A 13,345-nucleotide genomic window follows, 5' to 3' on the forward strand; every position below is an offset into this window, starting at 1 on the left:
AAAGCTACTGAAGTGATTTAGTCTGTCAACTGTCCTTGCGAAAAGCTTCGCAATGTTGCGGCGCGGCGACGATCCGGCCCGGGTGACATCCGGCGCACCCCGCGCGCGGGGTGATCAAGACGCTCGGCGGCCATGTTCTCCCCAAGATCCAGGGGCGCCCGAGCGCGGCATGGGCGTCGAAGAAGCCCGTCAATGGGGGCGAGGCCGGGTCGGCGGAATGACAAGCGCGCTGGCGACTCGGAGGCGGGTGCGTATCATGGCCGTCCAAAAAACCGGGGGCGTCACCTTCCATGGGCCGCGGCAGCAACTCCAACGGCGTTCGTCGCTACAACGAACGACTGGTGCTCTCGACCATCCGCCGGCTCGATGGAGCGTCCAAGGCCGACCTTGCCAAGATCACCGGCCTCTCGCCGCAAGCGGCCCTGCGGATCGTCGAGGACCTGGAGGCCGACGGGCTCTTGATGGTCGCGGGCCGGCGCACCGGCGGCATGGGCCAACCCTCGACGATCTACAAGATCAACGGCGAGAACGGCTACACCATCGGCGTGGAAGTCGGTCGCAACCGCCTCACCTGCGTCCTGCTCAACTTCAACGGCGTGGTGCTGGCCACCCAGACCCGGCCCATGGCCTTTCCCGAGCGTGCGGCGGTCATCGCGGAAATCGCGGAGTTCGCGCGCGTCCAGCTGGCGGCGCTCGGCCCAGAGCAACGCGAGGCCTTTCTCGGCGTCGGCATCGCCATGCCGTGGTTCATCGGCGCCTGGCGCGAGGAGATCGGGGTCACGCCCGACCAGGCCCGCGAATGGGGCGCCGACGTCGAGGAGGCCTTCCGCTCGGGTCTGGATTGCCCGGTGTTCTTCGAGAACGACGGCAACTCCGCGGCCCTGGCCGAACTGCTCTGCGGCGTCGGCCTGGGGGTCGAGAACTATCTCTATTTCCATGTCGGCACTTTCGTCGGCGGGGGGCTGGTGCTGGGCGGCCAGATCCATCAAGGCCGGCACGGCAACGCCGCGGCCCTGGCCTCCATGCCGATCCCCGACGAGGGCGGGCAGGACTTCCTGCTCCACCGCGCCTCGCTCTACAGCCTGGAAGCAGCGCTCGGCCAAGGAAACGACGAGGCGGTTCGCGCCGCCTGGCTGGATGCCTGCGCCCAAGGGATCGCCTTCGTGATCCTGGGCGCCAACAGCCTGCTCGACCTCGATGCGGTCGTGCTGAGCGGCGCGATGGACGAGACCACGCTCCAGGCGCTGGCCCGGCGGGTCGAGGCGCGAATGGCCGCCACCGCGCCGAAGGACTTCTTCAAGCCCAACATGCTGGTGGGGCAGATCCGCGACACCGCGCCGGCGGTGGGGGCGGGCCTCTTGCCGCTCTACGCCAGCTACACGCCAAACCTCGGCTCGCTGCTGAAGGGCGACGCCGCCTAGCCAAGCTTTTCGCTTTCTCCCGTTGACAGACTAAATCACATCAATAGATTTAGTCGCGTACCGCCGTCCTGCGGCCAGCAACGAGCGCGTCGTCAAGGCGCCCGAGAGGAAACGAATGTCTTTGCGATCGCGCCTTGGCGCGTCTCCAACCTGTGCGCTCCCCGCCCTAGCCGCGCCGCTCCCTGGCGTCCTCCCCGACCAGGCATTCCGCGCGCGCCCGATCTCGCGGCGGCCTTAAGCGCCGCCGCCCCGGCCGATCCTGCCGGTCCGGGGCGGCGTCCTTTTCACAGATCCCATCCAAGAGTTTAAACCCATGGCGGAACCCAAATTGCTCGGCGGCGTCGAGGCGGGCGGCACGAAGTTTCTGTGCGGCGTGGCCAACGAGGACGGCGTCGTTCTCGACCAGGTCCGCATCCCGACCACCACGCCTGCCGCCACTCTGAGCGCGGCGAGCGCCTTCTTCGCCAAGGCTCAGGCCCGGCACGGCGCGCTCGCTGCGCTGTCGATCGGAAGCTTCGGACCTCTGTCCCTCAGGGCGACGGCTCCCGATTACGGTTCGATCACCTCGACACCGAAGGTCGGATGGAGCCAGATCGATCTGCTGGGCCATTTCGCCCAGACCCTGGACGTTCCCATGGCGCTGGACACCGACGTCAATTGCGCGGCCGTGGGCGAGCTGCTGTTCGGCAGCGGCCGGGGCCTGGACACGTTCTGCTACGTGACGGTCGGGACGGGCATCGGGGTCGGGCTGCTGGTCGGCGGCGTGCCGCACGGCGGCGCCAATCACCCTGAGGCGGGCCACATCCGGTTGCCGCGCGCACTGGGCGATCAGGCCTTCGATGGCATCTGTCCGTTCCACGGCGACTGCCTGGAGGGCCTGGCCAGCGGTCCGGCGATCCGCGCCCGTTGGGGGATGCCGGCGGAGGAGCTGCCGCCTGAACACCCGGCCTGGGGGGTCATCGCCGAGTACATCGCCGGTCTTTGCGCCAGCCTGACCTACATCGTACGTCCCGACCGGATCATCATCGGCGGAGGCGTCATGCAGCCGATCGACATGCACGCGCGCGTCCGCACCGCTTTGCACAAGCAGCTGGGCGGCTACGACTCCAGCATCGCGGAACTGGACATGGACGCCTACGTCGCTGCGCCCACAGCCGGCGACTCCGCAGGCCTCACCGGCGCTCTGGCCATCGCTCACCGCCTCGTCACCCGCCAATGGCCCATGCATTGGGCGATCGGCGCGCAACAGAATTCTGTCTCCACCCTTTCGAAGGTCTCCTGATCATGACGACCACCGATACGGCGCTAGCGCCGCCCGCCAAGTCCGGGGTCACGCTGGCGATGATCCTATCGGCCCTGGGCGCGGCCCTCGGCGGCCTGCTCTTCGGGTTCGACACCGCCGTGATCTCCGGGACCACCTCGGCCTTGCAGGAACGCTTCTCCCTGAGCGAAGGCTATCTGGGCTTCACGGTCGCCTCGGCGCTGATCGGAACCGTGATCGGCTCGCTGATCGCTGGCTGGCCATCCGACCGCTTCGGGCGTCGCCCCATGCTCCTGGCCGTGGCCGTCTGCTACGTCGTCTCCTCGCTCGGAACAGGCCTGGCGCTGGACTGGCACAGCCTGGTGGCGTTCCGCTTCCTGGGCGGTCTGGCCATCGGCGCGGCCTCTGTCGTCACCCCGATCTACATCGCCGAGGTCGCGCCGACCCATGTTCGGGGGCGACTGGTGGCGCTCAACCAGCTCAACATCGTGCTGGGCATCCTGCTGGCCTTCCTGTCCAACTACGTGATCGCCAGCCTCGCGCCGCCCGACGTCGCCTGGCGCTGGATGTTCGGCATCGTGGCGGTCCCGTCGGTGCTTTTCCTGGTGGTCACCTTCCTGCTGCCCGACAGCCCGCGCTGGCTGGTGGTCAACGGCCGCGACGGTGAGGCCCGGGGCGTCATGACCCGGCTTGGCTTCATCGATCCCGAGGCCGAGGTCGCCCACATGCGCGTCGCCGCGGAGCGCGACGTTGCGGCGGCGAAGCCCAGCCTCTTCCAATCGGCCTATTCAGTGCCGGTGACCTGCGCCATCGCCATCGCCATGTTCAACCAGCTCTCGGGCATCAACGCGCTGCTCTATTACGCGCCGCGGATCTTCGAACTGGGCGGCGCTGGCGCCGACAGCGCCCTGCTGCAGTCGGTAGCCGTGGGCGGCACCAACCTGGTGTTCACCCTGCTGGCCTTCTTCCTGATCGATCGCTATGGGCGCAAGCCGCTGCTGTACTTTGGCTCGATCGCCACCGCCGCGGCGCTGATCCTGGTCGGCCTGCAGCTGGAAAGCGCCCACCCGAATGGCGCTCTTGTCCTGGCGGGCCTGCTGGGCTTTATCGCCGCCTTCGCTATCTCGCAGGGCGCGGTGATCTGGGTGTTCATCTCCGAGGTCTTCCCCAGCGCCGTGCGCGGCAAAGGCCAGGCGCTGGGCAGCACCACCCACTGGGTGATGGCCGCGGCGATCACCTGGGCCTTCCCGGTCTTCGCCGCCCACGTCGGTGGATGGGTGTTCGCCTTCTTCGGCGCGATGATGCTGCTGCAGTTCCTGTGGGTCTGGAAGGTGATGCCCGAGACCAACGGCATCGCGCTCGAGGACATGGATTTCCGGAGGGTCCACTGATGCGTCGCCTGCTAGCCCTGGGCGCGGCCGCCCTGATCGGCGCTGGAGCGTCGCTCCCCATCGCGCCCGCTGCTTTGGCCGAGGAGGCCCGTCCGGCCTACCACTTCGCGCCGGCTCGCAACTGGATGAACGACCCCAACGGGCTCGTCTATTTCGAAGGCGAGTACCACCTGTTCTACCAGTACAATCCCTACGGGGATCGCTGGGGCCACATGAGCTGGGGCCACGCCGTCAGCCGCGACCTGGTGACTTGGGAAGAGCTGCCGGTGGCCTTGCCAGAAACCGATGTCATGGCCTTTTCGGGCAGCGCGGTGATCGACTGGAACAACACCAGCGGCTTTGGCAAGAACGGTCGCCCGCCGATGGTGGCGGCCTACACCGGCTATGACCCCAAGACCAAGAACCAGTCGCAGTTCGTCGCCTACAGCAACGACAAGGGGCGCACCTGGACCGTCCACGGCAAGGTGCTCGACATCGGTTCGACGGAGTTTCGTGATCCCAAGGTCTTCTGGCACGCGGCTTCCAAGCAATGGGTGATGCTGGTCGTCATGGCGGTCGAAAACCGCTTGGCCATCTACACCTCGGGCGACTTGAAGACCTGGGCCCACGCCAGCGACTTTGGCCCGGCCGGCGGCCGGGGCAAGAACTGGGAGTGCCCCGATCTCTTCGAGCTGCCGGTCGAAGGCGGCAAGCCCGGCGAAAAGCGCTGGGTGCTCGGCATCAATCTGGGCGACAGCGGCGTCGGCGGCGGCTCGGGCGGCCAATATTTCGTCGGCGACTTCGACGGCGCCCGTTTCACGCCCGATCCAAGCTGGGGGCGCGAGCCCCAATGGATGGACTATGGCGCGGATTTCTATGCCGCCGTCTCCTGGAACGACCTTCCCAAGGACGATCCGCGCCGCATCTGGATCGGGTGGGCCAACGATTGGCGCTACGCCAACGCCATCCCGACCTATCCGTCGCGGGGCCTGATGTCCCTGCCGCGCGTCGTCAGCCTCAAGAAGACGCCGCAAGGCTATCGCATCGCCCAGGCGCCGGTCAGGGAAGTCGAGGCGCTTCGCTCGGGCCATCGATCGGCCAGTGCGCTTGCCCTCGGCGAGAGTGCGACCTTGCTGCCGATCGAAGGCGGCGCCGTCGAGCTGGACCTGGAGCTGGAGACGGGGAGCGCCGAACAGGTCCAGATCGCCTTCACCGACGACAAGGGTTTCCAGACCTTGATCGGCGTGACGCCCAAGACCAACGAGGTGTTCATCGACCGCACGCGGTCGGGTCCCCATTTCCACGACGCCTTCGCCGATCGCCACACCGCGCCGGTCGACCTTACGTCCGGACGCGTGCGCCTACGGGCGTTCGTCGACCAGTCGATCATCGAGCTCTATGTCAACGATGGACAGACCACCATCACCGACCGGTTCTTCCCGGGTGGCGGCGGGCTCAAATGGTCGGCCAGCGCGCGAGGAGGAACCGCGACGATCCGAAAGCTGGACGGCTGGATGCTAACCAAATCGAAGGCGCCTTAAGTGGAAGGCTCACTCTTAGAAAGCCCGGCTGGTTCGGGCTGGACGCAGACCATTGTTAGGCGAGCGCCGGATGTCGGCCAGCTTCGAGTTGCATCGCTCGAATCGGCTAGCGACTTTTGGGCTCTGCCAAGTGAGCCTGGTCCGCTCTATCGGCAACTATACGCTTTGATCCGCTATCGTCTCGCCACGGGCGAGCTGCGGGTTGGCGACAGGCTACCCGATGAACGCCGTCTGGCGCGCCTCTGTGGGGTCTCCCGGTTGACGGTCCGAAGCGCCTTTGCGTTGCTCTGCGCCGATGGATGCATACAGCGACGGACGCGCCTTGGAACGATCATCCGCGCCGTTGTCTGAAGGTCCGGAGTCTGGAGCGGCGCCAATGTCTGCAGATGGCGCAATCCCGTCCTCATGGCCCACGCCCAACAGCGTAAAACCCTTGGGCAGTCGGAAGGCCCGTGGCATCAGCGGGCCTACCACCCCAGCCATGAACGCCGACCCATGACCCCCGACGACTTCCGCCAACTGGCGCTCAGCCAGCTCAACGCCCGCGTCGCCTCCCGCCTGGGGACGATCGAGTTCCTGGTCGGCGACAAGGTGTTCGCCACCCTGGGCGCGCCCGACCCGGCCTTCGCCGTCCTGCGCCTTTCGCCCGAAGACCAGGCGGCGGCCCTGGCCGCGGCGCCCGGCGTGTTCTCGCCTCAGGCAGGCGGGGCCGGCGCTCGCGGCGTGACCTGCGTGCGCCTGGCCCTGGCCGAGGCCGGACACCTCAAGCCGGTCCTGGCCAAAGCCGCCGGCAAGGCGCGCAACAGCCGCAGCGCGTTCAGCCGCATCGGCTAGCCCGCTTGATGCAGGCGGCGCCCTGCGAGGCGACAATCCGGCAGGCGTCCAGGACCTTGCCTTGCCATCTTGCCGAACCCTGTTCTAGACTCGTGCCACGTCGCTGAAAGCGCGGCGTCGAGGCGTGAGAACCTCGCTTGAACCAACCGCTTCGCGTTCGGCTCCGCCCCGGCGCGACCGGTGTGTTGCGCCGGCGGCGCCGTCCATGACGGCCGCTCCACACTCAAGCTTGAGTCTCGGGAATGCGGCTTCGCCGGTTCCGCCGCCTCTCCTTGGAGGCGGACGTGACCGGGCCAGCAGAGACCAGACTTCAAGCCAGAACCCCTCGGCGCGGGAGCCCGCGCCGATGACCCTCAAGACCGTCGATCCGGTCCTGGGCGAGACCCAGACCGACGCCCGCCGCAAGCTCGACGCGCTGTTCCGGCGCCAAGCTCCGGCCCTGCTGCGGTTCCTGTCGCGGCGGACCAATCCCGAGGAGGCCCAGGACCTTGCCCAGGAGGCCTTCCTGCGCCTGACCCATGCGGCAGGCAAGCAGGCCCTGCAGAAGCCGGAGGCCTATCTTGGCCGCATCGCCCGCAACCTGCTGCGCGACCGGGCCAAGAGCGTCTCGGGTCGCCGCGAGCGCAGCCACGCCGTTCTTGAGCCCGAGGCGCATGCGACGAGCGACGGCGATCCCCACCTGGCCCTCGAAGCGCGCCAGCTGCTCGAGCGCCACGAGGCCGCCGTCCTCAAGCTCAAGCCCAAGACCCGCGAGGTCTATCTGCGCCATCGCGTCGACGGCCAGACCTATCCGCAGATCGCCGCCGCCCTGGGCATCGGCGTCAGCGCTGTGGAAAAGCACATGATGAAGGCCATCGCCGCCGTCGACCGCAGCCTCGGCCGGCCCTAGGATCACGCCATGACCTCGGGGGAAGAAGAGCATCTGCGCCGCGAGGCGGCCGCGTGGTTTGCGCGCATGCGCGGACCTGGCGCGGAGACCGCGCGCCCTGACTTCGACGCCTGGCGCGCCGCGCCCGGCCGCCAGGACGCCTATGACCGTTTGGTCCGGCGCTACGAAGAGTCGGCGATCCTGGGTCATTCCAAGCTCTCGGACCTGCGCCTGCGCACTAGCGCCTCGCGTCGGGGCCCGCCGCCCGCGGCGTGGTGGGCGGCCAGCGCCGCCGGCCTCGTTGTGGCCATCGCCCTGGCCACCGTCTCGCCCTGGCCGATCTTTCCCGACGATCAGCCGCCACAGCAGCGGCTCGCCGCTGGAACCGGCCAGATCCGCAGCCTGTCTCCAGCGCCAGGTCTCACCGTGGTGCTCGACGCTGACACCGTGCTGCTGGCGTCCAGCGAGCGCGGCCGCTCGCGCCTGGTCCTCGAACGCGGACGCGCCCGCATCCACGCCCGGGGTCCGGTGGATGTCCAGGCCGGGGCCATGCGCGTCATGGGCCAGGACGCGGCCTTTGATCTCAGCCTCAGCGAGCGGTCGGTCGAGGTCTCCGCCCTCTCCGGGAGCCTGGAGGCGCGGCGCGACCGGCATCCCCTGATCTCGGGCCGCACCCGCCTTCAGCCGGGACAGGCGCTGATCCTCGCCGACGACCGCCTGGGCCCGCCGACCCGCGCCGCCGGGCGCGAGCGCCAGTGGCCCCAGGGCCTGCGCCTCTACCAGGACACCCCGCTCGCCGAAGTTCTCACCGACGCCAATCGCTACGGCGCCCGCAAGATCCGGCTGGCCGATCCCGCGCTGGGGTCCCTGCAGGTCAGCGGCGCCTTGAAGGTCACCGATCCGGACGGCCTGGCCCGGGCCCTGGCCGCGGCCCTGTCGCTGACGGTGACCCAGCTCCCGGGCGGCGACCTGGCGCTGTCGCGCCGCGGGGCGTGATTTCAGCCGGACCGAGAAGTTTTTTGTGAGGGGTCGCCGCGCGGCCTCGTCAGAGCCACCCGGAACGACCGCGACCGTCGCGGTCCGCCGCCCGGGGGCTTCATGCAACACCACACCACCCTTCTACGCCGCGGCCTGATGGCCACGGTCGCCGGTCTCGTCCTGACCGCCGCCGCGCCGGCCCTGGCCGCGCCGCCCCTCCTGCAGGCCGAGCACCAGACCTATGACCTGCCCGCCCAGCCGCTGGGCGAGGCGCTCGGCGCGGCGGCCCGGATCAGCGGCCGCCAAGTGGTGGTCGCCTCGCCGCTGGTGCGGGGCAAGACCGCCCCGGCGCTGTCGGGCCGCTACACCGCCGACCAGGCCTATGCGGCGCTGCTCTCCGGGTCGGGTCTCAAGCTCGTCCGGGTGGGCGCGACGCTGGTGCTCAAGCCCGCCGACGAGACCGCGCCGGGGGAGGTCCGCGCCGGTGACGAACCCGAAAGCCTCGCCGAGGTCGTGGTCACCGGCACCCGCATCCGCGGCGCGGGGCCCGTGGGGGCCAACGTCATCGCCATCAGCCGGCAGGACATCGAGGCCAGCGGCTACGCCACCACCCAGCAGATCGTCCAATCGATACCGCAGAACTACGGCGGCGGCCCCAACGAGGGCACCCTGTACGGAACCGGCCGCAACGGCGCCAGCGCCAATCTGGGCGCGGGCTCGGGCGTCAATCTGCGTGGCCTGGGCGCCAGCTCGACCCTCGTGCTGCTGAACGGCTCGCGCCCGCCGATGGGCGGCCGCACCGGGGTGTTCGCCGACCTTTCGCTCGTGCCCGCCTCGGCGATCTCGCGGATCGAGGTCCTGGCCGACGGCGCCTCGGCCCTCTACGGCTCCGACGCCGTGGCCGGCGTGGTCAACGTGCTGTTCCGCGACGCCTACCAAGGCCTGGAGACGCAAATGCGCCTGGGCGGGGCGCAGGGCGGAGCCGCCGAACGCCAGTTCGGCGCCCTGGCCGGGCGGGCCTGGCCGGGCGGTCGCCTGGTCGCCGCCTACGAGGTCATGCGCCGCGACGCGCTGGCCGCGGCCGAGCGCCCCTACGCGACCTCGGACCTGCGCCCCTTCGGCGGGCCGGACTATCGCTCGGTCTATGCCGCGCCGGGGACCATCGTCGCCGGCGGCCAGACCTTCGCCATCCCCGCCGGCCAGAACGGGGTCGGACTGCGCGCCGGCCAGCTGTTGCGGGGCTTCGTCAACCGCGAGGACGGCCGGCTGGACACCGACATCCTGCCGCGCCAGACCCGCCAAGCCCTCTACGCCAGCGGCGAGCAGGACCTCGGCGCGGTGACCCTGTTTGGGCAACTGCTCGTCGCCGACCGGCGCTTCGCCTTCCGCAGTCCGACGGTGTCCCAGACCGCCACGACCGTGCCGGTCGCAAATCCGTTCTATGTCGATCCGATCGGCACGGGCCAACCGGTGCGGGTCCAGTACAGCTTCGTTGGCGACCTTGGCCCGCAGATCTATTCGGGCCACGTGCGCGCCTACAACGCCACGATCGGGGCCCGCGGCGAGATCGGCGCCTGGTCGCTCTCGGCGCGAGCCGGGTACGGTCTCCAGGAGGAGGCCAGCCTGACCAAGAACTTCCTCAACACCTATCGGCTGGGCCTGGCCCTGGCCGACCCCAATCCGGCGACGGCCTACAATCTGTTCGGCGATCCGGGCTCGACGCCGCAGGCGACCATCGACAAGGTGCGCGGCTTCGCCTTCAACCACGGTGTCTTCGAAGCCTGGTCGGCCGACCTGAGGGCCGACGGACCGCTGCTGACCCTGCCGGCGGGGGGGGGTCCGGCTGGCGCTCGGCCTGGAGCACCGGGACGAGCGCTATCGGCTGGACAGCCTCAACGACATTGGCGGCGCCGTTGCGTCGGCCAGCACCCTGGCCCTGCCAGGCCCCCGCAAGATCGATGCGGCCTATGCCGAACTGCGCGCGCCCCTGGTCGGGCCAGAGGCGGAGGTCCCGCTGGTGCGGCGGCTGACCCTGTCCCTGGCCGGCCGTATCGAGCGCTACAGCGACTTTGGGACCACTCGTAACCCGAAGGTCGGGCTGGACTGGTCGCCGGTCGGCGACCTGACGCTGAAAGCGGCCTACGGGACCGCGTTCCGCGCGCCAAGCTTCAATGACCAGCGCCAGGGCATCGGCAGCACGCTTTACCAGCCGGCCGCTCTGGTGGACCCGGCCTCGCCCACGGGCAGCACCGTGGTGCTAGCCCTGATCGGGAACCGGCCGGGGATCGGCCCCGAACGCGCTCGCACCCTGACCACGACCGCCGAATGGACGCCGCAGGCCGTCGCCGGCCTGAAGGTCACCGCCAGCTACTTCCGGGTGCGCTATCGCGACCGCATTTCCAGCATCAACGCCGACATCTTCAACGCTCTGATCAACCGGGCGCGCTACGCCGACCTGCTCACCGAGGCTCCTAGCCCCGAGGTGGTCGCGGCCTACTATGCGAGCCCGTACTTTTCCAATCCGGGCGCGATCCCGGCCGCCAACGTCAAGGTGATCGTCGACGCCCGTGTCCAGAACCTGGCCGTCGTCGACGAGGACGGCGTTGATCTCGACATCGCCTACGGCCGTGCGGTCGGCGCGGGACGTCTGAGCCTTGGGCTGTCGGCGGCCTACATCTTCAGCGTCGAGCAAGCGGTGTCGCGCAACGCCGACCCGGCCGAAACCCGCGGAACGGTCGGCAATCCGCTGCGGCTTCGCGCCAGGATGCGGGCCGGCTGGAGCCAGGGGGGCTGGGACGCCAGCGCCTTCGTCAACTTCGCCGACGGCTACCGCAACCAGACGGTCACGCCCTACGAGAAGGTCGACGCCTGGACGACGCTCGATCTCAACATCGGCTACCGCTTCGCGGCCGACCGGGTCGGCCTCTCGGGCCTGCGCGCGGCGCTGTCGATCGCCAATCTGCTCGACCGCGATCCGCCCTATGTCAATCTACGCACCTCGACCTCCGGCATCGGCTTCGACAGCGACAACGCCAGTCCGATCGGTCGTTCGATCGCGCTGCAGGTCACCAAGTCGTGGTGAGCCTGATCGCCTGGGCGGCCGCCGCGACGATCGCGTCGGCGCCTCCCGCGCCGCCGACGCTGAGCGACCTCGTCGAGGTCGTGGACATCTCGAGCCTGGCCGTTTCCCCCGACGGCCGGTGGGCGGCCTATCGCCAGGAGCAGAGCTCGCTGGCGCGCAACGCCAAGCTCCTCAGCTGGTGGGTGGCCGACCTGCAGGGGTCCGGACCGCCCCGGCGCCTGGCCGAAGGCGGGGAGGCGCTGTGGACGGACGCTGGAACCCTGCCGGCCGAACCGCCCCTGTGGTCGCCAGACAGCCGACGCTTCTATGTGCGGGCCCTGGTCGATGGGGCCGTGCAGGCCTGGTCGGTCGATCTGGCCGACGGCGGGCGCAGGCTCACGAGCGAGGACGGAGACATCGCCGATCTGGCCCTGGTCGAAGGCGGCGCGCGCCTCAGCTTCACCGTCGGCGCCAGCCGCGCCGCCGTCCGCCTTGCCGAGCAGCGGCAGAAAGACGAGGGCGTCCTCATCGACGCCAGCATCGACCCTGCCCAGAACCTCTTCGATGCGGCGCCGGTCAATGGCCGTCCGGCCGCCCAGCGCCTCACCGGCCGCTGGTTTCGACGCCAGGGTCTGCTGGCCGCGGCGCCCCGCATCCGCAAGTCGGTCCCGGCGGCGGGCGGGCCGGTTCGGACGGAGGACGACCCCGTTGCGCTTGCCGGCGACGGCGCGACACGCGGCAAGGCCGCCGCCTCTCCCGACGGGTTCGGCATGGCGCGGCTCGCCGACGGCCGCCTGGATGTTACGCGGCCCTCAGGCGAGGTCGTCGCCTGCCGGGTCGCCGACTGCGCGTCGGTCAAGGCTCTGGCCTGGCGGCCCGGCGCTGACGAACTGGTGCTGACGCTGGGCGACTCCGCCCGCCGCCAGCGGCTGGCCGTCTGGCGGCCCGGCCGCGCCCAGCGGCCCGGGCCGTTGCGCGCTTTGGCGTCGAGCCAGGGGCTGATCGGCGGCGGGGCGGCCGACACGCCCTGCGCCTTGACCGCGACGACGGCGGTTTGCGTGGCGGCCGAGCCGACGACGCCGCCTCGGTTGGTCTCGATCAACCTTGCTGGAAAGCCGCGGACCCGGGTCCTCGCCGCCCCGAACCAGACCCTCGACGGCGCCGCCAAACCCGGGGCGCGCCTCTTCGAATGGCGCGCCGCCGACGGGCGGGCGTTCGCCGGCTGGCTGATGCTGCCGGCTGGGCCGCCCCGGCGCAGTCCCTTGTTCGTGACCTACTACCTCTGCGAGGGCTATCTGCGCGGCGGCTTCGGCGACGAGTTCCCCCTCGGAGCCATGGCGCAGGCCGGGGTGGCCACGCTCTGCATCAACAAGGCCTATCAGTCCGAAGCCAGTCACGATCCCGTCGCCGACTATCGCACCGGCCTGTCGGCGGTCCAGGCCGCCGTGGATCGCCTGGCGACCGAGGGGCTTGTCGACCGCGCAAGGATCGGCATGGGCGGTTTCAGCTTCGGGAGCGAGGTGACGACCTGGACGGCGATGAACAGCAATCTGCTGGCGGCCGCCTCGATCGCCTCCACGCAGATGGAGCCGGCCTATTACTGGCTGAACGGCGCGGCCGGGCGGGACAACCACGCCGTGCTCAAACGGAGCTGGGGGCTGGGCCCGCCCGAAGAGACGCCTGAACGCTGGAAGCTGATCTCGCCGGCCCTCAACGCCGCCAGGATCCGCGCGCCCTTGCTGATGCAACTGCCCGAGCAGGAGTATCGGCTGAGCTTCGAACTTTTCGCGCGGCTCTCCAACTCCGCCACGCCGGTCGACCTCTACGTCTTCCCCGAAGAACCGCACATGAAGACCCAACCCCGCCATCGCCTGGCGGTCTATCAGCGCAACCTCGACTGGTTCCGGTTCTGGCTGCAGGGCCATGTCGATCCCGATCCAACAAGGGCGGGGCAGTATGCGCGCTGGTCGCGGATGGCCCAGCGAAGGGCCGCGGCCGGCGCGCCGTGAAG

10 protein-coding genes and 1 pseudogene are annotated in these 13,345 nt (G+C 69.8%); all 11 read left to right on the plus strand.

Annotated elements, in window-relative coordinates:
• Positions 1-290: 290 nt before the first annotated feature.
• Entirely contained in the window at positions 291-1,421 is a 1,131-nt protein-coding gene (locus DDF62_RS24865) for an ROK family transcriptional regulator (protein WP_116491606.1), read from the plus strand.
• 313 nt (positions 1,422-1,734) lie between these two features.
• Positions 1,735-2,703, plus strand: coding sequence for an ROK family protein (locus DDF62_RS24870; protein ID WP_116491607.1), 969 nt, complete (start codon positions 1,735-1,737; stop codon positions 2,701-2,703).
• 2 nt (positions 2,704-2,705) lie between these two features.
• Positions 2,706-4,073, plus strand: coding sequence for a sugar porter family MFS transporter (locus DDF62_RS24875; RefSeq protein ID WP_116491608.1), 1,368 nt, complete (start codon positions 2,706-2,708; stop codon positions 4,071-4,073).
• Positions 4,073-5,593 carry a glycoside hydrolase family 32 protein gene (locus tag DDF62_RS24880; protein ID WP_116491609.1) on the plus strand — a complete coding sequence of 507 codons (1,521 nt, stop codon included), beginning with the start codon at positions 4,073-4,075 and terminating at the stop codon, positions 5,591-5,593. Before DDF62_RS24875 ends, DDF62_RS24880 begins: the two co-directional genes overlap by 1 nt.
• On the plus strand, positions 5,594-5,944 hold the full coding sequence (locus DDF62_RS26830; RefSeq protein ID WP_116491610.1) for a GntR family transcriptional regulator: 351 nt from the start codon (positions 5,594-5,596) through the stop codon (positions 5,942-5,944).
• Positions 5,945-6,088: 144 nt separating this feature from the next.
• Positions 6,089-6,427 (plus strand): MmcQ/YjbR family DNA-binding protein, encoded by a 339-nt coding sequence (locus DDF62_RS24890; protein ID WP_116491611.1) that lies wholly within the window; start codon positions 6,089-6,091, stop codon positions 6,425-6,427.
• A gap of 346 nt (positions 6,428-6,773) precedes the next feature.
• Complete coding sequence (locus tag DDF62_RS24895; protein WP_116491612.1) at positions 6,774-7,316, plus strand: RNA polymerase sigma factor; 543 nt, start codon at positions 6,774-6,776, stop codon at positions 7,314-7,316.
• A 9-nt stretch (positions 7,317-7,325) separates the two neighbouring features.
• Positions 7,326-8,291 (plus strand): FecR family protein, encoded by a 966-nt coding sequence (locus tag DDF62_RS24900; RefSeq protein WP_116491613.1) that lies wholly within the window; start codon positions 7,326-7,328, stop codon positions 8,289-8,291.
• A 138-nt stretch (positions 8,292-8,429) separates the two neighbouring features.
• Positions 8,430-9,122: pseudogene (locus tag DDF62_RS26405) on the plus strand (STN domain-containing protein); the annotation flags it as partial.
• Between the two features lie 1,051 nt (positions 9,123-10,173).
• On the plus strand, positions 10,174-11,355 hold the full coding sequence (locus tag DDF62_RS26410) for a TonB-dependent receptor domain-containing protein (RefSeq protein WP_244286946.1): 1,182 nt from the start codon (positions 10,174-10,176) through the stop codon (positions 11,353-11,355).
• Positions 11,352-13,343, plus strand: a complete 1,992-nt coding sequence (locus tag DDF62_RS24910; protein ID WP_165828885.1) for an Atxe2 family lasso peptide isopeptidase — start codon at positions 11,352-11,354, stop codon at positions 13,341-13,343. The genes DDF62_RS26410 and DDF62_RS24910 overlap by 4 nt, the downstream gene beginning before the upstream one ends.
• Positions 13,344-13,345 lie beyond the last annotated feature (2 nt).

Source organism: Caulobacter radicis, assembly GCF_003094615.1.
GTDB lineage: Bacteria > Pseudomonadota > Alphaproteobacteria > Caulobacterales > Caulobacteraceae > Caulobacter > Caulobacter radicis.

Excerpts from the sequence above, each read along its gene's own strand:
- DDF62_RS24865 (WP_116491606.1), top strand. The coding sequence starts at position 291 with ATGGGCCGCGGCAGCAACTCCAACGGCGTTCGTCGCTACAACGAACGA.
- DDF62_RS24870 (WP_116491607.1), top strand. The coding sequence starts at position 1,735 with ATGGCGGAACCCAAATTGCTCGGCGGCGTCGAGGCGGGCGGCACGAAG.
- DDF62_RS24875 (WP_116491608.1), top strand. The coding sequence starts at position 2,706 with ATGACGACCACCGATACGGCGCTAGCGCCGCCCGCCAAGTCCGGGGTC.
- DDF62_RS24880 (WP_116491609.1), top strand. The coding sequence starts at position 4,073 with ATGCGTCGCCTGCTAGCCCTGGGCGCGGCCGCCCTGATCGGCGCTGGA.
- DDF62_RS24890 (WP_116491611.1), top strand. The coding sequence starts at position 6,089 with ATGACCCCCGACGACTTCCGCCAACTGGCGCTCAGCCAGCTCAACGCC.
- DDF62_RS24895 (WP_116491612.1), top strand. The coding sequence starts at position 6,774 with ATGACCCTCAAGACCGTCGATCCGGTCCTGGGCGAGACCCAGACCGAC.
- DDF62_RS24900 (WP_116491613.1), top strand. The coding sequence starts at position 7,326 with ATGACCTCGGGGGAAGAAGAGCATCTGCGCCGCGAGGCGGCCGCGTGG.